Source organism: Bradyrhizobium sp. NAS80.1, from assembly GCF_001908205.1.
Taxonomy (GTDB): Bacteria; Pseudomonadota; Alphaproteobacteria; order Rhizobiales; family Xanthobacteraceae; genus Bradyrhizobium.
Map to the genome: position 1 here is coordinate 19,952 of NZ_LGHL01000139.1, position 22,515 is coordinate 42,466.

Annotated in this window: 15 protein-coding genes and 1 pseudogene; 13 read left to right on the plus strand and 3 right to left on the minus strand. The window is 63.8% G+C overall.

Annotation, left to right across the window (positions count from 1 at the left end; translation table 11 throughout):
- Positions 1-13: 13 nt before the first annotated feature.
- The 10 genes and pseudogenes from AC629_RS29250 to AC629_RS29290 all read left to right on the plus strand — a co-directional run bounded on the left by AC629_RS29250 (position 14) and on the right by AC629_RS29290 (position 13,929).
- Positions 14-691, plus strand: a complete 678-nt coding sequence (locus AC629_RS29250; RefSeq protein WP_143199532.1) for a hypothetical protein — start codon at positions 14-16, stop codon at positions 689-691.
- A gap of 128 nt (positions 692-819) precedes the next feature.
- Positions 820-2,968: pseudogene (locus AC629_RS29255) on the plus strand (hypothetical protein).
- Between the two features lie 284 nt (positions 2,969-3,252).
- Complete coding sequence (gyrB, locus tag AC629_RS29260) at positions 3,253-5,688, plus strand: DNA topoisomerase (ATP-hydrolyzing) subunit B (RefSeq protein WP_084808326.1); 2,436 nt, start codon at positions 3,253-3,255, stop codon at positions 5,686-5,688.
- Between the two features lie 74 nt (positions 5,689-5,762).
- Positions 5,763-6,185 carry a hypothetical protein gene (locus AC629_RS45740; protein ID WP_143199533.1) on the plus strand — a complete coding sequence of 141 codons (423 nt, stop codon included), beginning with the start codon at positions 5,763-5,765 and terminating at the stop codon, positions 6,183-6,185.
- Positions 6,142-6,441 (plus strand): hypothetical protein, encoded by a 300-nt coding sequence (locus tag AC629_RS29265; RefSeq protein ID WP_143199534.1) that lies wholly within the window; start codon positions 6,142-6,144, stop codon positions 6,439-6,441. Before AC629_RS45740 ends, AC629_RS29265 begins: the two co-directional genes overlap by 44 nt.
- 730 nt (positions 6,442-7,171) lie before the next feature.
- Positions 7,172-8,392: a CHAT domain-containing protein gene (locus tag AC629_RS29270; protein ID WP_084808328.1), complete on the plus strand. Its 1,221-nt coding sequence runs from the start codon at positions 7,172-7,174 to the stop codon at positions 8,390-8,392.
- Between the two features lie 10 nt (positions 8,393-8,402).
- A complete protein-coding gene (locus tag AC629_RS29275; RefSeq protein WP_084808329.1) occupies positions 8,403-10,151 on the plus strand; it encodes a hypothetical protein in 1,749 nt (582 codons plus the stop codon).
- A gap of 399 nt (positions 10,152-10,550) precedes the next feature.
- Positions 10,551-11,846 carry a UDP-N-acetylglucosamine 1-carboxyvinyltransferase gene (gene murA / locus AC629_RS29280; RefSeq protein ID WP_084808330.1) on the plus strand — a complete coding sequence of 432 codons (1,296 nt, stop codon included), beginning with the start codon at positions 10,551-10,553 and terminating at the stop codon, positions 11,844-11,846.
- Positions 11,847-12,049: 203 nt separating this feature from the next.
- A complete protein-coding gene (locus AC629_RS29285) occupies positions 12,050-13,444 on the plus strand; it encodes an MATE family efflux transporter (RefSeq protein ID WP_084808331.1) in 1,395 nt (464 codons plus the stop codon).
- Entirely contained in the window at positions 13,441-13,929 is a 489-nt protein-coding gene (locus tag AC629_RS29290; RefSeq protein ID WP_084808332.1) for a DUF2867 domain-containing protein, read from the plus strand. Before AC629_RS29285 ends, AC629_RS29290 begins: the two co-directional genes overlap by 4 nt.
- A gap of 758 nt (positions 13,930-14,687) precedes the next feature.
- On the opposite strand, the gene AC629_RS29300 is transcribed toward AC629_RS29290, so the two are convergent.
- The gene (locus tag AC629_RS29300) at positions 14,688-15,803 is read right to left on the minus strand and encodes an FUSC family protein (protein ID WP_084808334.1); all 1,116 of its coding nucleotides are present in this window, start codon (positions 15,801-15,803) and stop codon (positions 14,688-14,690) included.
- Between the two features lie 123 nt (positions 15,804-15,926).
- On the opposite strand from AC629_RS29300, the gene AC629_RS29305 reads away from it, so the two are divergent.
- Complete coding sequence (locus AC629_RS29305) at positions 15,927-17,294, plus strand: MmgE/PrpD family protein (RefSeq protein ID WP_084808335.1); 1,368 nt, start codon at positions 15,927-15,929, stop codon at positions 17,292-17,294.
- Positions 17,295-17,487: 193 nt separating this feature from the next.
- On the opposite strand, the gene AC629_RS29310 is transcribed toward AC629_RS29305, so the two are convergent.
- Both AC629_RS29310 and AC629_RS29315 read right to left on the minus strand, forming a co-directional pair.
- On the minus strand, positions 17,488-18,915 hold the full coding sequence (locus AC629_RS29310) for a serine hydrolase domain-containing protein (RefSeq protein ID WP_084808336.1): 1,428 nt from the start codon (positions 18,913-18,915) through the stop codon (positions 17,488-17,490).
- A 327-nt stretch (positions 18,916-19,242) separates the two neighbouring features.
- Positions 19,243-20,307, minus strand: coding sequence for a helix-turn-helix domain-containing protein (locus AC629_RS29315; protein ID WP_084808337.1), 1,065 nt, complete (start codon positions 20,305-20,307; stop codon positions 19,243-19,245).
- A gap of 260 nt (positions 20,308-20,567) precedes the next feature.
- On the opposite strand from AC629_RS29315, the gene AC629_RS29320 reads away from it, so the two are divergent.
- Together AC629_RS29320 and AC629_RS29325 are read left to right on the plus strand one after the other, a co-directional pair.
- Positions 20,568-21,485, plus strand: coding sequence for a pirin family protein (locus AC629_RS29320; protein ID WP_084808338.1), 918 nt, complete (start codon positions 20,568-20,570; stop codon positions 21,483-21,485).
- A 78-nt stretch (positions 21,486-21,563) separates the two neighbouring features.
- Positions 21,564-22,478 (plus strand): phosphoribosylaminoimidazolesuccinocarboxamide synthase, encoded by a 915-nt coding sequence (locus AC629_RS29325; protein ID WP_084808339.1) that lies wholly within the window; start codon positions 21,564-21,566, stop codon positions 22,476-22,478.
- Positions 22,479-22,515 lie beyond the last annotated feature (37 nt).

Below are 22,515 nucleotides of genomic sequence, written 5' to 3' on the forward strand. Positions count from 1 at the left end.
GCTCGCGATCTGCATGCTCGCAGCAAGCGCCAGCGCCTGGGTGCCGCATCTGTCGCCGCTGATTTCGGCCGAGCTCAAGCCGGATCCCGATGCCGCCCTGCCGGCGCCGACCCGCTACAGCTTCAGAGGAACCCACACCACCAAGATGCCCGGCATCGCAGCCCCGCTCCGGACCAAGCTCACAGCCCGCATCCCCGCGGACCTCAGCGACGTCCTCGCCTTCTACCGCACAGAGCTCGGAAAGCTCGGCTGGCAGGAACAGCACGATGGCGCGGTGGTCGCCGCCGATCACGTCCGGCTCGCCTTCGCCTCTCCGCTGGGGCCGGCGGCGCTGGAGCTCGTCCGCACGGACAGCAGCACCTCGGTCCATCTTGTGCAGCGAAACCAGGATGCCGCGACCAGAGCGCACGTCATGCCCAAGCCCGGCCGGGCGGCGCTGATGTTCACCAATCTCGGCGACAAGGACGCCGTGTTCACCCTCGACAACCAGTCCGTCACGCTCCCCGCCCGCGCCGGCAAGGAACGCCCTGAGGCTCCGCTGTTCAATCTGCCGCCGGGCAAGTACGCCTACGCATTGAAGGTCGAGGGCCACCCGGACCGCGACACAACGATCGAGCTGTTGGCCGGCGATGCCTGGGAAGTCACGATCGGGCCCGACGGAGACCTGTGGTCGCCGCTCCAGCTGTATTGAGCGCTGCACGCTCTTTGAACCTCACGGGTTTCCGCCGCGACTAGTCGTCTGAGGCCGCGCCGACGGTGTCGCAGCCGTCACAATCGCGCGCGAGCCAGGGCGGTGTGCGAAATTCAGGAGTTTTGACGATGTCGACGATCCGGCGCGGGACGCAAATCCCGGCACGATGGCGGCTGCTTGCATGCGGCCTCTTCCTGGTGGCGAGCTGCTCGATCGCGGCTGCCGCCGACGAGGGTATCGTCGATGTCCACGCGCTGCCGCAGCTCGAGGGTGCGGTGGAGGACACCTCGCGCCCCGATCCCTACCGCGTGGAATATCGCGTGCCGACGCCGCAGGCGGTGACATTGCCCGCAGTCCGCAAATTGCTCAGCGCCAACAGCTGGGTGCCCTATGCCTCTGGAGGAGAAGAGCACCACGCTGAAGTTTAGGAAAGGACGGCAGGGCCTTTCCGTTCATTTCACGCAAGCCCTCGGCCGGCCGGACCAGTCGGTGGTCACCTACACGACTGACCGGATCTATTCGAACGTGCCGTTTCCCGAAGGCGCGAGCGACATCATGTTCGACGGGACCCGGCCCTATCTCGGCTGCATCGCACCCGGCGCGCTCGATGCGACGTCGGATTTCTACAGCCGCGAGATGGCTGCGATCGGCTGGCAGAAGCTCACGCCGGAAACCGCCGCCCGCTGGACGACCAGCCTGGATGAGACCGTTCCCAACGGCGTGCGCGCGTTCTACGCGCATCCGGACAGCCAGGAGACCGGCTTCTACCGGCAGAAGCCGGTCATGCTGACGCTGACGCGCCGCGACGACGGCCGCACCAATGTCGACATCCGGGTCGCGCCGTTCGCCTTACCCGGCGAGCTCAAGGCCGATGGCGATCTTGCCGGCCTGCCGCGGCCGAATCCGACCAAGACAGCCAAGAGTCTCGGCAGCGCAAGCTCCGACAAACGCGAGATGTCGGCCGCTGCGATGGCCGAGCTGCCCGCTGTGCTCGCCTTCTATCATCGCGAGCTCGCCGCGCGCGGCTGGCAGGAGGATGGAAGCGCACCGCTCTCACCCGGCGATGAGGTCGCGATCAAGATTTCCTCGGCCGAGGAAACCGGCCTGCTGCGGCTTGGCCGCAAATACGATTTCACCATGGTCAGCCTGACCGCGCAGGTAAAGGAATCGGCACTTGCCGCCCGCGCCAAGGCGAAGAAGGAGGCCGACGAAAAGTTCTTCAGCGATGCGGAAGCCGCGGCCAGGCAGGTCATCGCCGCCGACGAAGCCCGGCGCAAGGTGCAGGCGGCCGCACTGTCCGATGCACCGCTCAATGCGCTCGCCGACAGCAAGACGTCGTTGCCGCTGCCCGAAACCGCCGAGGGCGTGGAGTTCGAAGGCGACGATGGCCGGCTTGAATTCTCCGCCACGTCGAGCGTGAAGGCGCTCACCGCGTTCTATCGCGCGGCGCTGAAGCCGGCCGGCTGGAAAGAGCAGCCCTCCGTCATCAACCAGCCCAACATGGCGGTGATGGAATTTTCCAAGGGCGGCAAGTCGATCTCGATGACCGTGATGCAGATGGGCGCGAAGGTGAATGTCAGCGCCCACGGCTCGGGCCTCATCGTCGCTGCGGCGAAGCCGCCACAAGCCAAACCGGTACAGGCCAAATCGGCCGAGCCGCTCAAGCCAGATCCCAATGCCGCCCTCCCCGTGCCGACGCTGCACAGCTCGACCGGAATCAGCTCGACGAAATTGCCCGGCAGCGACCAGTCGTTCCGGACCGAGCTCGAGGCCAGCATCCCGGCCGAACTCAGCGACGTCCTCGCCTTCTATCGTGCGGAGCTTTCCAAACGCGGCTGGCAGGAGAAGACCGACGGCGCGCTCCTGACGGCCGAGCGGGCAGAGCTGGCGTTCACCGCGCCGGAGGGACCGGCCATGCTGAAGCTCGGCCGCGCCGGGAATGAGACCACGGTCAGCCTGGTGCTGCGGAATCCGCAGGCCGCGGCCAAGGCCGACATCATGCCGAAGGCAGGACAGGCGAGGCTTATGCTCGGCAATATCGGGACCAAGGAAGCTTCACTGACAATCAACAATCAAACGGTGAAGATTGCGGCCGGCGCCGGCGGCCCGCAATCGCCCAAAGGCCCGATGCTCGATCTGCCGCCGGGCAAGTATCAGTACGCGTTGCGCCTGCCTGGGCGTCCTGCCCGCACCGAGACCCTCACCGTGGCCGCCGGCGATGCCTGGGGCCTGATGGTGGGGCCGACCGGAGACGTGCTGCCACTCCAGATGTATTGAGGTCCAAGGGCTGTTCCGGGGGCGCCCACGCGCCTCGGAACCACCCTGCCGGACCCGCAAAAACCAGGCATCCGAGAGGCCCAAAACGGGACTTCGAATCGCGCTTTTTTCAGGCTCCCAAATCGGCCCTAAAAGGCCTTGAAAAGCGGCTTAAAAACCCTATCTGCTCAAAGGGTTGCCAGGAGATACTTTGCGCTAGGCGCAATGCGTCTTTCATGGCACAAATAGCTGCAAATCAGCGCCTTTTGCGCCGCTGATTCGGGCGATATCCTCGAAGGCCACTCATGACAGAACCTGCTCGGCAGCCGCGTGCCGAAAACGAGCCCTCCAACGCGAGCGAATACGGCGCGGAATCGATCCGCGTGCTCAAGGGTCTCGATGCCGTCCGCAAGCGCCCGGGCATGTATATCGGCGACACCGACGACGGCTCCGGCCTGCACCACATGGTCTACGAGGTCGTCGACAACGCGATCGACGAGGCGCTGGCGGGCCACGCCACGCGCGTCGACGTCGTGCTCAATGCCGACAATTCCGTAACCGTGCGCGACGACGGCCGTGGCATTCCGGTCGACATCCACAAGGGCGAAGGCATCTCGGCGGCCGAGGTCATCATGACCCAGCTCCACGCCGGCGGAAAGTTCGACCAGAATTCCTACAAGGTCTCCGGCGGCCTGCACGGTGTCGGCGTCTCCGTCGTGAACGCGCTGTCCAGCAAGCTGGGCTTACGCATCTGGCGCGACGACAAGGAACACTATATCGAATTCGCCCATGGCGATGCCGTCGCACCGCTCAAGGTGGTCGGCGACGCGCCAGGCAGGCGCGGCACGGAAGTAACATTCCTCGCCTCGACCGAGACCTTCAAGAACATCGAATATGATTTCGCGACGCTCGAACACCGGCTGCGCGAACTCGCTTTCCTCAACTCCGGCGTCAACATCGCCCTCTCCGACATGCGTCACGCAGTCGAGAAGCGCGAGGAGATGCACTATTCCGGCGGCGTCGAGGAGTTCGTCAAATATCTCGACCGTAACAAGAAGGCGATCGTGCCGACGCCGATCATGGTGCGCGCTGAAGCCAACGGCATCGGCGTCGAGGCCGCGCTGTGGTGGAACGACAGCTACCACGAGAACGTGCTGTGCTTCACCAACAACATCCCGCAGCGCGACGGCGGCACGCATCTCGCCGGCTTCCGCGGCGCGCTGACGCGCCAGGTCAACGGCTATGCCGAGGCCAACGCCAAGAAGGAAAAGATCGCGCTGACCGGTGACGACTGCCGTGAAGGCCTCACCGCCGTTTTGTCGGTGAAGGTGCCCGATCCGAAGTTTTCGTCGCAGACCAAGGACAAGCTGGTGTCCTCGGAAGTGCGCCCCGTGGTCGAGAACGTGCTCAACGAGGCGCTCCAGGCCTGGTTCGAGGAGCACCCCTCAGAAGCCAAGATGATCGTCGGCAAGGTGATCCAGGCCGCCGCTGCCCGCGAAGCCGCGCGAAAGGCGCGCGAGCTGACGCGCAAAAGCCCGCTCTCGGTCTCCTCGCTGCCCGGCAAGCTCGCCGACTGCCAGGAAAAGGATCCTGCGAAATCCGAACTCTTTATCGTCGAGGGTGACTCGGCAGGCGGCAGCGCCAAGCAGGGCCGCAACCGCGAATTCCAGGCGGTGCTGCCGCTGCGCGGCAAAATCCTCAACGTGGAACGCGTCCGCCCCGACAAGATGCTGTCGAGCGAGCAGATCGGCACGCTGATCACCGCGCTCGGAACCGGCATCAGCGACGAGTTCTCGGTCGAGAAGCTGCGCTATCACAAGATCATCGTGATGACGGACGCCGACGTCGACGGCGCCCACATCCGCACGCTGCTGCTGACCTTCTTCTACCGGCAGATGCGCGACATCATCGACGGCGGCTATCTCTATATCGCCCAGCCGCCGCTCTATAAAGTCTCGCGCGGCAAGTCCGAGCAGTATCTGAAGGACGAGCGGGCGCTGGAGGACTATCTGATCGACGCCGGGCTCGACGATTGCGTCTTCGTCCCCGGCACCGGCGGCGACCGAACGGGGCGCGATTTGCGCGCGCTGGTTGACGACGCCCGCGTCGTCCGCAGCATCCTGCGCAATCTGCACAGCCGCTATAATCGCAAGGTCATCGAGCAGGCCGCCATCACCGGCGTGCTGAACAAGTCGATCTACGGCAATCCCGAGAACGCTGCCGCGGCGGCGCAATACATCGCGAGCCGGCTGGACAACCAGGCCGAGGAGGTCGAACGCGGCTGGGTCGGTCAATTCGTCGAGGGCCAGGGCTTCCAGTTCGAGCGCACCGTGCGCGGCGTCAAGGAAGCGGCAATCATCGACGATGCGTTCCTCGGCTCGGCCGAAGCCCGCAAGCTCGACGAGTACACGACGAAACTCCAGGACGTCTATGCGCGCTCCGGCAAGCTGCGGCGGAAGGACAGCGAGCACATGGTCCATGGACCGGTCGACCTGTTCGAAGCGGTGACCGAGGCCGGCCGCAAGGGCATCACGCTGCAGCGCTACAAAGGTCTCGGCGAGATGAACCCGGAGCAGCTCTGGGAGACGACGCTCGACACCGACGTGCGCTCGCTCCTGCAGGTGAAGGTCAAGGAGGTCGACGAGGCCGACGATATCTTCACCAAGCTGATGGGCGACGTGGTCGAGCCGCGCCGCGACTTTATCCAGGAACACTCCCTCAGCGCGACGATCGATATCTAGGCGGCTCTAGCCGCTGATTGACCGCGCAGGTTCCAGCCTCTATCCGAAGTAGGATAACTGGCTGGAAGAATTCGATGAACTACGCGCGTATCGTCTTTGTGCTGCTGAGCCTTGCCACTGCTTCACCTACCGCTCTCGCGCAGTCACCCCCTCAAGCCGACGTCACGGACGTCAAGAACGGACCGGCGATCCTGGCCGAACTGAAGGCTCTCAAGGGGCGCGGCAAGCTGACCGACGCCGAAGTGCAGCGCCTGAGGGTCATCAAACAACAAACCGAAAAGAACTGGCTGACGCACAGCGTCATGCCGACGGCGTTTTCAGGGCTGGGAGCCCTGGGCCGAGGCCGGCAGAGAACTCAACTCAGTAGTCGCAGAGCATATCGAAAAGGGCGGCACCGGGATCGAGGCCCCTATTTTTGCAAAACAGATCAAGAGCCAGATGGACACGGCGACGATGATCTTGCTGACCGCCTTCGCGCTGGCCGATTTCTGCGCTGATCGGGGCGAGGCCTTCCAGGCGCCCGAAATCGCGGCGATGAAGGACAAGATTGCATCCAGCCTGAACGAGATTGGCGTGCCGAAGGCGACGCGCGACACCGCCTGGCAGGCCGCTCAGAAAGGCCTGACGGCGTCAGGCATGGATAACCTCAGCGGCCCGGATCTTGCCCGGGAGTGCAGCAAGCATCGTCAGGCCGTCGCCACCTTGGTGCCCGGGACCCTGTCGAAGGACGTAGGCAAAAAGAACCCGTTCTAGGACGCCGGCCAACGGTTGTAGCTGCGACTCGAGGTCGTGAAGACGCCAACGTGGGACAGGAGCCAATGCGTCGTCTCTGAAACGCGGTGCCCGAAGTCGCATGAGCGTAAGCGGTTAAGGCCCGAATCAGGAGCGTCCGTGCTCGACACGTGTGCTTTGAGATACCGCCTGCTTCGCCAGGTATTCCTGAGTCCAGCCGAGCCAGCCTCTGGCGGCGCTGACCTGAGGGGCTGTTACTAACGGCTGTCTCGGTATCACCAAGGACGGCGTCTCCGCGAATCGATCGCCCAAGATTGGCAACGCGACACTAGTCGGTCGCAGACGCCCCTCACGCCGCGCGCCGACGCGAATAGGCGAACGCCCTGGCGCCCGCCTGCCGATCGGCGTTCGGCCCCACCCGGATGATCGCAGGGTCGGTGACCATGAGTACGGCGATGTGCCCCTTAGCTACAGTGTCGTGAGTTCCGGGCCGCCATCCATCTATGTTGGCCGCAAAACGCTTTCATTCGTGGCGAAACGTCATGATGACCGACACATCTGCGAGCAGAGCCCAATGCGGGCACCGCGAAACACAGTGCGAGTAAAACAACATAGCGTCGGTGTGAAGCAATTCACATAGCGAGTTGTGTTAGCATGCTTTACTCGTACAGGTGACTTCGGCAATCCAAACAAACAGGGAAGCACTTTAGCCGAGAGAACGAATCTAGCGACTGACATCAAGGTGGTTGCTATGAGTTCACCAGTATTGAAGTTACGCATCACCGGGGGGCCGGGTGCGTACAAGGTTTTTGCCCAGCTTGACAGCAAAGTTACCGACGCCGATCTCGGCATGCTGCCGGACGATCTTCGCGAAAAACTCCAGCCCCTTCAGAGATCAATCCTGACGACAACTGAGGGCCTCAGGAGCCGATTATCGGCTCGGACGAAGGTGACGGGCACGAATCCCTCACCGCATTGCGAAACTATTTTGGATCATGGCGAGCCAGCACTAGCAGTCAGGGGTGGCGGCTACGGGTTTACCGCAGGCGCAGACGTCAAGAACATTCAAGAGATCGGCACGAAGCTGTTCGACTGCCTCTTTCAGCAAGAGGTGTACGCCCTTTACAGGGAATCTCTCGCAAAGGCGCAGCGCATCTCAGGCGCGAATTTACCCATCAAGCTCCTCGTCGAACCGCCCGAACTCGCTTACGTTCCGTGGGAAACCTTGTTCGACAAGCGTGGCAATTTCCATCTTTGCTTGTATGGGGCAACCCCGTTTGCGCGTGCCGCAACGATGCAGGACGAAGACCTTCACATTTACGATAAGCCGCCTATCCGTGTTCTCGGAATGATCTCGGCGCCAAAGGAATTCGTGGGGACGCCCGACGAATTGGACGCCGACGCGGAACAAGCTGGCCTAGAAGAAGCCTTGCGATCCACCAGCGAAGTGAAGTTGTGCTGGACTGCTGCGGGCACCTACAGAGAGCTGAAGAGACGACTGGCGCAGGGAGACAATGGCGCTCGATGGGATGTCTTTCTGTTCATTGGGCATGGACTCCCATCTCATATCGTACTCGAAGAGGATGGAGGAAACGGCCACGAACTACTCCATGCTAATGTATTGAAGGGCCTCCTAACGCAACCTTTGGGCCCTAAACTCGTCATCTTGAACTCATGCAGAGGAGCCCACGTTCAAGACGGCGATCGTTTTGCAAGTACGGCAGAAAACCTGGTGCGGGGCGGAAGCATCGCGGGAGTTGTAGCGATGCAATTTGACGTCAGCGACGTTATGGCGACCCAGTTTAGCCCCGCATTCTTCAACAACTTGACGCTCGGAGTTCCTCTTCACCAGGCAATGGTGTTCACCAGGCTTGAGCTTCTCCACCTCGGTTTTTCCGAGTGGATAACACCGGTTCTCTACATGCAGAACAAGGATGGCGTGGTCGTGCGGCCGCACTCGCTTGGATCCTAAGGGGTCGCAAATGAGAATAGAGCTTGTTCAGGCAATTGTTGTCGCAGTCGGACTCGGCGTCTTAGTTGCTGCCTGGGCTTACCTGCATTTCCACGCGCCTCATGAGGTTGAGACGATCCGCCGTGCCGTGTCGCCGCAGCGCTATTTCTGGTCCTTGTCGATGCATATCTGCGGGATCCTGGCGATATACGTCATTCTCCTGCTTTCAGCATATCCCCTCATGATGGTGATCGAGTACGGCCCCAACGACATGGCCAAGTGCTGGATCTGCCCGAATTGCGGAGAGGATTGCAGCGCGGATGAGCAGGCCATTATCTGGGCGGCCCTCATATCTGCATTAAGCGTTAGGCTCTTGATGCCGAACCTTGCGCTAACGCGACACATCTTAGACAGTATGCAATCTCTTGCACACAGACTGGCACGATTTCCAGAGGCCCGCGAGCGGGTCGTCGCATCCCTCGCGGTCAGCGGGTTCAGCGCTAGTCACGCTGCGGAATCCGAAGTTACCAAAGAGCTTTCCTCCTACGGTGTTTCTTCCCATGCGATAACCTTCCTTTCGAAGGGAGCGACGCAGTCGCTCTCCGAAGTGTGTTTGGTTCGGCGGCGGTTGCAGAAGCTGTCTGACAGATCGCGAGTTCCGAGAACCCTCCGGGCTCGCATTTCAGAGCTCGTGCTGGTTGGGTTCGCAAGCCAACGCCGACAGCATGAATTTTGGCGCGGGCGCAGCAAAGTCTGGTCGGAGCTCGAGACAGATTTTCGAAGGCTCGTTCGTCGATCCGCCCGAGCGTTGCTCCTGATCGACGACACCGCTGGGCAAGCTCCCGAAAAGGCCGAGGGCGTGGCCGTTGCAGTTTCGAATTTCGTGGTCGAGGAATCGGACAGTGTACTCACTCGCTACCGCCGTTTGATTGCTGAGTTAGTACTGTTCAGTGAGCCCTATTCGGATAGGCAGGAGAAGATCCTAAGGTCGTTCGGGTACTCAGCATCAATTCCACCCACGCTTCCAATTCGACCGTGGATCACTGTTTTCGTTTTGGACTTTATCCTATTCTCGGTTCCAATCCTGGTAACGCCGTTTTCTGGCGACGCGTCCCCGATACCAACTACCCCGCTTGCCCTGTTTGCCTGCGTCCATGCCATCTCGCAGACGGTGGCAATCAGTTGGGCGATCTGTCCAAAGATCGCGTCGAATTTTGCGCGACCTTCTTTGTACTCGCTCCCATGGCCGTCCTATATCGTCTACGGGATCGCATCATATTTGAGTGGCGCAGCAATTCTCTTTATCTTCCGGATCACGGTGCCGATGCCGTTCGCTGTCAAATTGCCAACCCTGGTAAGCTCGTTTTCCTTCCTGCTGATGACCGTCGGGGTCAGTTGGCTGATTGATCAACATCTTCGGTCACGGTTCGACGATCTTCGGCGGCGGCGGGTTCGTGACGGAGTAGTCATTGGACTGCTTATGCTCGCGGGAACCATTACCTTTCAAATCATTATATTCCACATTGCGCCTTGGCTCGGCTGGTTGGAGAAGTCCAGTCCCGCTGTGGAGGTGAGAGCCGGCTTCCTTTTGCTCTCGGGAAGTCTAGGCTTTGTCATAGGCTACATCGTGCCGTCAGTTGCAGCGAGATATCTCCATGAAGCCAGTCTGCTCCCGCTGGCTTATCCGAGCATCGGCGGTCGTTCGAATTTACTGAGCCGCACGAACATTGCTCGCCCAACGTTCGAAGGGCCGGACCCCAAACCTGTCGGCCGCGCGTGACTGGAGCGTTGACATATGGTTGAGGACTGTCGACGAGGTGCCGGCCGGGGGCCGCAACAGCGCGTCACAGCACGCCGCACGCGCTAGACGAATGCCCGACGCCGCCGTCCGTCACCAATACCAACAGAAAATGGTGCCGCGCGGTGCAGCGTCAGGATGGCGCGTTAGATCGGAGGTTGCAGCCAGGAATTTACGTTGTTCGGGTCAGAGATCTATGTTGGATTGATTTTAGTCGCCGTTGATATTATTGCACAACTTCTGGCAACAGAGTCAGGCTTCCATGCGCCCCGACTCGCCAGGGGGCGGTCGGCGGCCAAATTGATATCGCCCGAAATCCTCTGTAGTTTCTGCCTCGCAGAAGCCGCCCGGCCAACCGAAACAGGACAGCGAGGGACCTCAGTGGCGCCCATTCAGTACATCGTCGAGGGCGGTCACCGGCTCTCGGGCTCGATCGAGCCGTCCGGCAACAAGAATTCGGCACTCCCGATCATCGCCGCCGCGCTGCTCACCGAGCACCCGGTGACGCTGGAGAACGTGCCGCGCATCCGCGACACCGAGACGCTGGTGGAACTGATCTGCTCGGTCGGCGCGTCCGCCGAATGGACCGCCCGCAATACGCTTCACATCCACGCCAAGAACATCCGCTCCGCCGATCTCGATCCGGAGCTGTGCGTCCGCATTCGCGCCTCGATCCTGCTTGCAGGCCCCCTGCTCGCGCGTTGCGGCGAGGTGATGCTGCCGCCGCCGGGCGGCGATGTCATCGGCCGCCGCCGTCTGGACACGCATGTGCTCGCGCTCGAACAGTTAGGGGCCAAGGTCACCGCGACGGACCGGCTGGAGTTCCGTGCGGCCAAGCTCGCCGGCGCGGACGTGTTCCTGGACGAGCCGAGCGTCACCGCGACCGAGAACGCGCTCGTCGCGGCCGTCGCTGCCGACGGCATCACCTATTTGCGCAACGCGGCCTCCGAACCGCATGTGCAGGACCTCGCCAACTTCCTGGTCGCGCTCGGCGCCAAGATCGAGGGCATCGGCACCAACACCATGATCATCCATGGCCCGGCGACGCTGGGCTCTGCGATTTACAGGATCCAGCCCGACCATATTGAGGTCGGCTCGCTGATCGGCCTTGCCGCCGTGACGCGTTCGCCGCTTCGCATCACACGCGCCGGCGTCGAGCATCTGCGCTCGATCCGCATGGGCTTCGAGCGGCTCGGCATCGTCTGCCGCGTCGAAGGCGACGACATCATCGTGCCCGCCAACCAGACACTGAAGATCCAGGACGATTTCGGCGGCCACGTGCCGAAACTGGAGGACCAGCCCTGGCCCGCCTTCCCGGCCGACTTGATGTCGATCGCGATCGTCACTGCCACGCAATGCGATGGCGTTATCCTGATGTTCGAGAAGATGTTCGAATCGCGGATGTTCTTCGTCGACAAGCTGATAGCGATGGGCGCGCGCATCGTGCTGTGCGACCCGCACCGCGCCATCATCGCCGGACCCAGCCGGCTGCACGGCGCAGTGATGACCTCGCCCGACATCCGCGCCGGCATGGCGATGCTGCTCGCCGCAGTCTGCGCCCAGGGCACATCGACCATCAACAACGCCGACCAGATCGAGCGCGGCTACGAGCGCATCGAGGAACGGCTGAACGCGCTCGGCGCGAAGATCAAGCGCGTGCCTGAGCGGAAGAGCTGAGGCGATCCGTCTTCAATCTGAAAATGGTCTCGTGCCCCAGACGCTGCGCAGCACGCAAATGATGCGCTGCTGAGCCGGGGCCCATGCGGCAAAAGCCCGCGCCCGCGGCTTCTGGGTCCCGGCTCGCGCTTTGCGCGTCCGGGACACGAGAGCCATGTTTTCAGAGCCATGTTTTCGACGTGTGTCTGTGCTATTGACCGGCCATGCTCGACACCGTTCAACCTCGTCCGCAGCCGCAAGCCGGCGTGCCACCTAATCATCTCGCCGAAGAGTTCGTCGAGACACTGCGGCTGGCCGTGCCGATGATGCTGACGCAGCTCGGGCAGATCGCGATGATCACGAGTGATCTCGTACTGATCGGGAGGCTCGGCGAGGATGCGGTCGCCGCGGCCGCGCTGGCGCATACGGTCTATTTCGTCAGCTTCACCTTCGGGCTCGGATTGATGGCTGCGGTCTCGCCGCTGGCCGCGCAGGCGTATGGCGCCGGTGATTTCAGGCGCATCCGCCGCTCCTTGCGCGTCGGCCTGTGGGTCGCGCTCCTGATCTCGTTGCCAATGATGGCCTCGCCGCTCTATGGCGAGCACATTCTGCTTGCGCTCGGACAGGCGCCGCATTCAGCCGGCCTCGCCCAGCGCTATCTGAACGGACTGGCCTGGGGCATCGCGCCGGCGCTCGGCTTCATCGCGCTGCGCAGCATGATGAGCGCGGTGAATCGGCCGCAGGCGCCGCTATGGATTACCATCGCGGCGGTCCCCGCCAATGTCGCGCTGGTCTATTGCCTGATCCACGGCCTGTTCGGCCTGCCAGAGCTCGGCCTGCTCGGCGCAGGGCTCGCCACCAGCCTTGTCAATCTCGGCACCTTCGTCGCCGCGCTTGCCATCGCGGCGTGGCGCAAGCCGCTCGCCGACTATCATCCGCTCGCCCATCTCTGGCGGATCGACTGGCCCCTGATGCGTCAACTGATCGCGATCGGCGCCCCGATCTCGTTCTCCCTGTTGCTGGAGTATGGCCTGTTCTCCTCGGCTGCGCTGCTGATGGGGCTGATCTCGACCACGGCGCTCGCCGCGCACCAGATCGCGCTCCAGGTTACGGCCGTGTTGTTCATGGTCCCGCTCGGCATCGGCATGGCTGCAACCGTGCGCGTCGGCCACGCCTTCGGACGCAACCAGCCGGAGGGCGTCAGGCGCGCAGGCCTTGTGGCGACGCTGCTCGGGATCGCGCTCGTCGCGGCGCTGACCGTCGCGATCATCCTCGGCCGCTATGAATTGGGGCGGCTGTTCTTCGGCAGCGGCGAGGCCAGCGCGCCAACCGTCGAGCTGACCGCGACGCTGCTCCTGGTCGGCGCGACCTTCTTCATCGCCGATGCGCTGCAGACCATCATGGGCGGCGCACTGCGCGGCATCAATGACACCAAAATGACGCTGGTGTTCGCGGCGATCGGCTATTGGTGCGTCGGCTTCCCCATCGCCTGGATGCTGGCCTTCCACGCCGACCTCGGCGCGGTCGGCGTCTGGATCGGGCTGTCGATCGGATCGTTCGTCTATGCCGGCCTGCTGATCTTGCGCTTCAGGATGCTGACGCGCAGACTGGCGGGATGACCGGAACAGTTCGCGAAGTCACACCCGAGATCGACGCCGGCACGCTGCTGGCCGGTGCACAGTTCATCGACGCTTTCCGCTTGGAGATCGGCTCGACACCGGTCAATGCCCGCGAGGCCTGCACAAGGATGGTGCTGCACGGGCCGCGCTGGATCGATGCGCTGCTGCGCCTGCGCAACATCGCGGTCGCGCCGTTAGGGCTGAAGACATCGGGCGAAGGCGAGCCGGCGCCCGGCGGCCTGATCGGCCTGTTTCCAGTGCTGAGCGAGACGCCGGAGCGGCTGGTCGCCGGCTTCAATGACCATCACCTCGATTTTCGCATCGTGATCGACGTGACCGGCCATGCGGCGGACCGTCAGGTCACATCGACCACGCTGGTGCGGACGCATAATCTCCTCGGCCGGACCTACCTCACCCTCATCATGCCCTTCCACAAGCTCGTGGTCCGCGGCATGATGGGATGCATCGTGGAGCCGGCCCGATGACGCTGTCCGTCGACCTCTTCTTCTCCGTCCGCACATACTTCACGCAAGCTACGCGAATGCCGACCAGTCCGATCTCAGTGCGTCGTCCAGACGGTAGTTCTCGTCGCTGCCTCAATTCCAGATCTCACCGCGCAGAGCCATCTGGATCAGAAATCAGGCGCGCAGCGATGCATGGTGCGGGAAGCCGAGTCGCCGTTGGCAGTGCTGCTGCTGAGGGTCACGGTCTTGCAACGGACGAAGCCGTTGTCGGACTCTCTCTGGACGACTGTACGCCGGTTGCCGAAATTATCCACGCTCTGGGTCACCTTTCGATTATTGCCGAACGCATCGACCCCGGTCCGTGTGATGGTGACCGAGTCTGCTGAAGCGATTCCAACGCACGCGAAGGAAATCACTAGCGCGGTGGTGGCAACTACAGTGGTCCTCATGACTGTGGCCCTTTCAGTTTGATGCTGCCCTCACCCAATCTGTCCTGTCCTGCCATTCGCAATTCAATCAACTAAAAGAGAGTGACGCGTCCTGTTGTCGCAGCACCGAGATTGTCTTCAGGCGATTGCATCTCAATGAGCCGTTGCTTTTGCGCGCCTGCCAGTCTGAATCGTCAAAATGGCTGACCTAATTATCGAGAGCGCATCACAGCCACAACCAGAGATCAAACGATCGGCACGCTTCCTCTCGGAGGCACAAGCTGCCCAATCACAGCCGAGCTAGACAACGTCCGCTTTTCTGTCGGTAGCCGATGTTGATGAGTCCGCAGCTCACTTCGCCACGCGCGCGGGCTTGTCGGCCGCCGCTTCCGACCATTCGCCGACGACGCGGTCGAGATCGCAGAGATTCTGGTGCATCTGCTCCAGCGAGAAGCCGAGCGCGAAGAAGCGCTCCGCGGTGTCGCCTGGATGGCCGCGAATAAGGCCGTCCTGCCGGACGCCGGCGACTGCCTCGGCGTAGTGCTGAAGCGCGACGTGCACGGGATGGATCGCTGGCGCGCCGGCGCCCTCGCGCAAAGCCGCGGCGGCGGAGCGGAGAAAGCTCGCAATCACGGTCGAGACTTCTGTCAGCGGGGCCGCTAGCCGGGTCTGCACCTCGATCGGCAGCGGCACCACAGTGGCGCGGCCTATCATTACGACGTCATGGCGCAGCCGCAGGATGGTTCGCAGCAGCGGGCCGGTGTCCGGGCCGCTCGACAGCCGCGCGGCACGCTCGCGCTCGGCCTCACTGCCGATGGCGTTGAGGCCGACAATCGCGGTGCCGATGCCGTCCTGGATCCGGTGCAGCGCGTCGTTGTCACGGCCGCGCGTCAGACCCGCAAGCAATTCGGTGAAGGCGTCCGCGATCAGTTCGAGCAGCGTGGCCGCGCTGGCGCGGATCTGCCGCACCGCGCGCGAGGGCAGCACCAGGAAGGAAACGAGCAGCCCGGTGATGGCGCCGACCGCGACCTCGCTGACGCGGTCGATCGCCGACGCCATGGGATCGGCATGATGCATGGTCGGAAGCACGAGCACGATCACAGCCGTCACCGTCGCAGCGTTCAGACTCGGATAGATCGATGCGACAAAGGCAAGCGGCGCCACGGCCAGTACCAGCAACCCCAGCAGGCCCAGCTCGCTGGAATACGGAATCAGCACCGCGATGGCGCCACCATAGATCGCGCCGCCAACGGTTCCGAGCATGTAGTCCCTCGTCGCCTTGAGCGAGCGTCCAACGCTCATCTGCGTCACGATGATGGAGGTCAGGACGGCCCAGAGCGGCAGCAACAGATGCAGCGCGGTGGCGATCGCATAAGCGGCGGTAGCCGCCACCGTGACCCGCACAGCCAACCCCAATTGCGTCTTTCGCGACAGGATGCGTTCGACCAGCTGCCTTGCGAGAACCATCGTCAAATATCCCGGCCCAACCCGCTCAAACGGTCCAAAAGCATAGCTGATGCCCACGGCCCCGAGGCCGCTTGAAAGGCCAAATCAGCCCGCCTAATTTGCGCGCCAAAACGAGGAAACACGATGGCCCACGAAACCGCAACGCTCGCCGCCTATGTCTTCAATCTGAAATACCAGGATATTCCGGCGGAGGTGCTGGATCGCGCAAAAGTGCTGACACTGGATTTCCTCGGCAGCGCTATCCGGGCCAGGCGTGAGGCGGAATCCACCCCGTCGATCCTGAAGATGCTGGAGGCACTTGCGCTCGACACCAAGGGCGAGTCCACCGTATTCGGCGACACCAAGACCTGGACACCGGCGGTCGCGGCCCTCCTCAACGGCGCGCTTGGCCACTCCCTCGATTTCGACGATACGCATGCGGATTCCTCGCTGCATCCGAGCGCGCCGGTCGTTCCGGCCGCCTTCGCCGTCGGCGAGATGGTCGGCGCCTCCGGGCGCGACGTGCTGACCGCGATCGTGGCGGGCTATGAGGTCTGCTGCCGGCTCGGCAACGCGCTCGATCCGACCTCGCATTACGCGCGCGGCTTCCATCCGACCGCGACCGCGGGCACCTATGGCGCGGCAGCGGCGGCCGGCAAGCTGTTCGGCCTCTCCGAGAAGCAGATCATCGCCGCCTTCGGCGTCTCCGGCAGCCAGGCCGCGGGCTCGCTGCAATTTCTCGTCAACGGCGCCTGGAACAAGCGCTACCAGGTCGGCGCGGCCGCGATGAACGGCGTGATCGCCGCGACGCTGGCGCGCAACGATTTCGTCGGCTCGACCGAATCGGTCGAGGGCAAGCACGGCCTGCTCGCCGGCTACACCGACGATGCGCATCCGGACAAGGCGGTCGCCGAGCTCGGCAAGACCTACGAGACCATGAAGATTGGCGTGAAGCCGTATCCGAGCTGCCGCTACACCCATGCCGCGATCGACGCGCTGATCGCGATGCGGCGCGAGCACAATCTGACGCCCGACCAGGTCAAGCGCGTCGAGATCGGGCTGCACCGCAATGGCATCACGCTGACCGGCGATGCCGCGACCAAGCGTCATCCGCGCTCGATCGTCGGCGGCCAGTTCTCGATGTTCTTCACCGGCGCGCTCGCGCTGGACCAGGGCAGCTTCGGCTGGGACGACTACAACCGCCTCGGCGATGCCGCGATCGACGCGCTCGCCGACAAGTTCGACGTGGTGCAGGACGACCGCCTCGAGGTCGGCCGCACCCATCCGTTCGGCGCCCGCGTCAGCATCACCACCGACGATGGCGTACATGAGCGCCTCTATGCCGATCCCTCGGGCGAGCCGACCTCGTTCCCCGACGCGCAGGCGATGCAGCAGAAGTTCCTGACGCTGGCGCGCCCGGTGCTGAACGCGCGCGCGGAGAGATTCGCAGATGCGATCATGACGCTGGAGCGGTTCGACCGCGTGGCCAAGGCGACGGAGCTGGGGAGGTAGTCGGCTCTTCTTCCTCTCCCCGTTCTTACGGGGCCGCGACGAGCTTCGCTCGCGCTGAGAGGGTTGGGGTGAGGGGCCTCTCTCCCGAGATGAGATTTTCGAGAGACCTGTACCCCCTCACCCGGATCGCGCCGGACGATGCTTTGCATCGCCGGGGGCGATCCGACCTCTCCCCGCAAGCGGGGAGAGGTAACTAATTCACTCCCGCCAATTTCCCCTTCTCGCGCGTCGCTGCGACCACATCGCGCACGAGATCGAACACGCCATCCGCCTCCGGCGGTGCGTTCGGTGAGCGGCCGAGACGCACGATCACCAGACCCTCCGACGGGATCACGATCGTGTACTGCCCGATCGAGCCCTTGGCGAAGAAGGCATCGCGCGGCCAGCCGTGCGCGACGCGGAAGTTTGCGCCAAAGCTGTCGCCCTGGTTGGTCCAGAAGCCGGCGCCGATGCCGACCCACGCATTTGGCGTTGCCGACGCCGAGTAGCTCACCCAGCCCTCCGGCAGGATGCGCCTGCCGCCGGCGACGCCGTCATTAAGATAGAGCTGGCCGAAGCGCGCCCAGTCGCGCGCAGATGCGAGCATTTCGCTGGAGCCTTCGATCGTGCCGGCGCCATCGAGCTGAAGCGTGACATGGCGCATGCCGAGCGGGGCGAACAATTCGCGGCGCGCGAAGCGAAGTGCGTCTGCCGGATTGCCGCCGGCGGCGTTGCGGATCAGGTACGCGAGCATGATGGTGTTGCCGTCGTGATAATTCCACATCGTACCCGGCGCGGTCGCGAGCGGCATGCTCGCGGCATAGACGGCCATGTCGTCTTCCATGAACTTCATACGATTGACCGGTTCGAACGCGGAGCCGAGCGACGCCTGCAGCGAGCTGCCGAGCGCAAGCCCCGCGGTGTGGCGTAGCAGTTGATCGACGGTGATGGCGTGGCGCGGATCGTCCGGATTCGTCCAGGCGGCAACCGGCGCGGGTCCGTCGAGCTTCAACTTGCCCTGGCGCACGAGAATGCCTGTTAGCGCCGATATCACCGACTTCGTCATGGAGAAGCCGAGCAGCAGCGTCGCCGGTCCAACACCGTCCGCATAGCGCTCGGCGATGATGCGGCCGGCCTTCATGACGACGATTGCGCGGGCGCGGCGGTGGGGCGGCTGTGCCGGCTCGGTGAAGGCGCGGTCGAGCGCGGCGGCCAGTTCCGGGGTTTGCGGCGGCACGATCGCAGGGCCCGCGATCTCGGGCAGCAGCGCGGGTTGCCTGTCATCCGCCGGCACCGTCACATCGGCAAGCGCCGCGCCGTGGTCGAGCGTGCAGCCCAGCCCCTCGCGATAGACGGCATGGCTGCGGCTGAAGCCGAACAGCGTCACGGTGACGTCCTTGCGGGTGCGATCGACCTGATAGTCCATGGCCCAGGTGATCAGCCCGGTGCCGGGCATCGCGTCGGTAGTCTCGGCAAAAGTCCGCTGCGGATCGAGGCCGGAGACGAACGTCTCGGCGCAGAGAATATCGGCGAGGAAGCCGGTAGCGACCCGGGGCGCGTTGCGGGCGGGGGCTGCGCCGAGCGCGAGACCGAGACAGGCGATGGTGATGGCGAGGAGGACGATCTTGCGGCGGCGGGTCACGGGCTTCTCCGGCTTCGGGATCTGTGCTGGAAGGAAGCCGGAGTGGATCGATGGATGCTCGCCGGATTTGGAAAATGACCTTGCTGAAACCGGGCCAGGCTCGCCGATTCTGAAATACTCTAACAATCCTGATCACTTAAGGCGAAGTAACGTTGCAGGCTCCGCGACAGTGAGCCCCCCTCGCCCCGCCTGCGGGGAGAGGGTTGGGGTGAGGGGGCGTCTCCACAAGGGCGGTGAGAACTGGACTCGCGGAGAGCCCCCTCACCCGGAATTTGCTTTCGCAAATTCCGGCCTCTCCCCGCACGCGGGGAGAGGCGAAGGAAGAGGTCACGCCGCTTTCACCTTTAACCGCCGATATTCCGTCGGCGTCACGCCCGTGACCGCCTTGAAGGCGCGGTTGAAGGGGCCGAGCGACTGGAAGCCGGCGTCCATCGCGATGGTGATGACGGGAACCTCGGCCTGGGCGGGATCGGCGAGCGCGGCCTTGGCTTCCTCGATCCGATGGTTGTTCAGGAACACATTGAAGTTGCGATAGCCGAGCCGCTGGTTGATCAACCGGCGCAGCCGGTATTCCGGAATCTTCAGGCGGCCCGCCAGCACGCCGATGCTGATGTTCTCCTGGCGATAGATCCGCTCGTCGGCCATCAGGCGCATCAGGGCATCGATGAGCTTTTGATCGGCGGCTTCCTCGGCGGCCGCCGGCGGATTCGGAACGATCGCTGGCGCGATCTCGACCGAGACCGGAAACAGGTCCGCGCCATCGACGCGCATCATCGCCCAGGAGATCGCGGCGACGACGCACGCGAGCGCACCGGCGTTGATCAAATTAACCACATCGCCCGCGTCCTGGCCGACGACAAGCATCTGCAGCAGCGCGTTCAGGCCGCCATATAGCGCAGCCGCCGCAACGATGAAGACGCGGACACGGCGGCGGCGCTCAACCAGATCGGCCGACCACGACGCCATCGTCTGTACCACCGCGAGCGCGATGAAACCGAGCGAGATCAGATTGGTCGCGATGATGGAGAACTGCACATTGCCTCCTGCGGCGATCCGCAGGCAGCTCGCGAAGCTGAACGCGACGACGAGCGCCCAGACCAGGCCATGCCACCGGCGCAGGCGAAACTCATCGTCGAACAGCGCGCGCGTGAACAGCCAGAATACCACGACATTGCCGGTCGACAGTGCGATCAACGGCGCGTGCCAGGCCGAGACCAAAGTCGGTGCGCCGATCGAAGCGCTCGCGGCATGCGCCGCGGAGCCGAGCGCGAGCGCAATGGCAAGCCGGCCGGCCAGCACGTTCCGGAAGTCGCTGGCGAGCGATGCCGCCAGCACCAGCAGCAACGCGACGCTTGCGGCCCGGAAGGCAAGTTCGAGGGTTGCAAAAGTCATCAGTCAGCGCGACCGGTCGAAGGCTGCAATCCGCCGAACATCGTCGCTTGCGCCGGCTTTTTCAAGAACCTTGCCACCGCCCGCGGTCGCGCGTAGGCACCCGGCATGATCGGAGAAACCATCACCCGCTCCGGTTTCCAACATTGCTCTCGCCGCCATCCCGTGGCGGCGGCAAATAGGCCATCGTATCCGTGCCCCCGATTGGCACGACGCGGCAATCAAATCCTGTTACGATCGCCGCCGCAAAGAAGGAGCCCACCATGAGCTGGCAACCCTCCAACGATCCCGTGCTCGGCGATCCCTTGTCCTGCGATGCGCTCGATCTCGTCATCGTGCCGCGCACCCGCGACCTCGGCGACGGATTCGAGGTGCGCCGCGCGCTGCCGCATGGCAAGCGGCAGATGGTTGGCCCCTTCATCTTCTTCGACCATTTCGGACCGGTGCAGTTCGTCTCCGGCAAGGGCATGGACGTGCGCCCGCATCCGCATATCGGGCTTGCCACCGTCACCTATCTGTTCGACGGCGCGATCATGCACCGCGACAGCGAGGGCAACATCCAGGAGATCCAGCCCGGCGCGATGAACTTGATGACGGCCGGGCGCGGCATCGCCCATTCCGAACGGACGCCGGATACGCAGCGCGCCTCGGGCCAGAAGATGCTGGGTCTGCAAAGCTGGATCGCGTTGCCGGCCGGCTCCGAAGAGATCGCGCCGTCGTTCCAGCATTACGGTGCCGGCGACCTGCCGATGATCTCCGAGCGCGATTTCACCGCGCGGGTGATCGCGGGCTCATCGTTCGGCATCAGCTCGCCGGTCTCGATGGTCTCGCCCTGGTTCTACACCGAGGTCACGGCCGCCGCCGGCGCGAGCCTGCCGCTCGATCCTGACCACGAGGAGCGCGGGATCTACGTCGTCGACGGCGAGGTCGAGATCGCGAATGAGCGCTTTGAGGGGCCGCGGCTGCTGATCTTCCGCCCCGGCGACCGCATCACCGTGAAGGCCGTGAGGCCGACGCGGATGATGTTTCTCGGCGGCGACGCGCTGGAAGGCCCGCGCCATATCTGGTGGAATTTCGTCTCCTCCAGCAAGGAGCGGATCGAGCAGGCCAAGCAGGACTGGAAAACCGGCCGCTTCGCGGCGGTTCCGCAGGAACATGAGTTCATTCCGCTGCCGGAATAGGCTAATCCGGTTTCCGGTCGCGCTATCAGGCGCGGCCGGATTTCCTGTCCGAAGGCCTTGTCTCCGAAAGCTCTGCCGATGACCACCATGCTCTCCAGCGACCTGCCCCTGCCCAAGATCGGGCGCGGCAAGGTGCGCGATATCTACGCCATCGACGACGACCGCCTGCTGCTCGTCACCACCGACCGCATCAGCGCCTTTGACGTCGTGATGGGCGAGACCATTCCGATGAAGGGCGCGGTGCTGACGCAGATCAGCGCGTTCTGGTTCAGGGAGCTCGAAGGGGTGGTGCCGCATCACATGATCAGCGCCGACACCGACGAGATCATTGCCGCCGTGCCGGCGTTGAAGCCGCACCGCGCCGAGATCCTCGGCCGCGCCATGCTGTCGCGCCGCACCACCGTGTTCCCGATCGAATGCGTGATCCGCGGTTATCTCTCAGGCTCGGCCTGGAAGGAGTATGCGGCCAGCGGTACGCTCGCGGGCGAGAAGCTGAAGGCCGGCCTCGTCGAAAGCGAGAAGCTCGAGCCTTCGATCTTCAGCCCGGCGACCAAGGCCGAGACCGGCCATGACGAGAACATCACCATTGCGCGGATGCGCGAGGTGGTCGGAGACGAGGTCGCCCACACGCTCGAGAGCATGACGCGCGCGGTCTACACGCTCGGCGAGGAGCTGGCGCGCGAGCAGGGCATCATCATCGCCGACACCAAGTTCGAGTTCGGCCGCGACAAGGACGGTCGCATCATCCTGATCGACGAAGTGATGACGCCGGATTCGTCGCGCTTCTGGGCGGTCGACGCCTACAAGCCCGGCCAGCCGCAGGCGAGTTTCGACAAGCAGCCATTGCGCGACTATCTCGACATCGAGCGCCGCGCCGGCCGCTGGAACGGCGACGCTCCGCCGCCGCCGCTACCCGCCAGCGTTGTGGATGCAACCAGCAAGCGGTATCTCGAAGCGTATCGGCGCGTGACGGGCAAAGACCTGAAGATCTAGCCCGGCTGTTTCGCCTCGCTCCGTCATTGCGAGCACA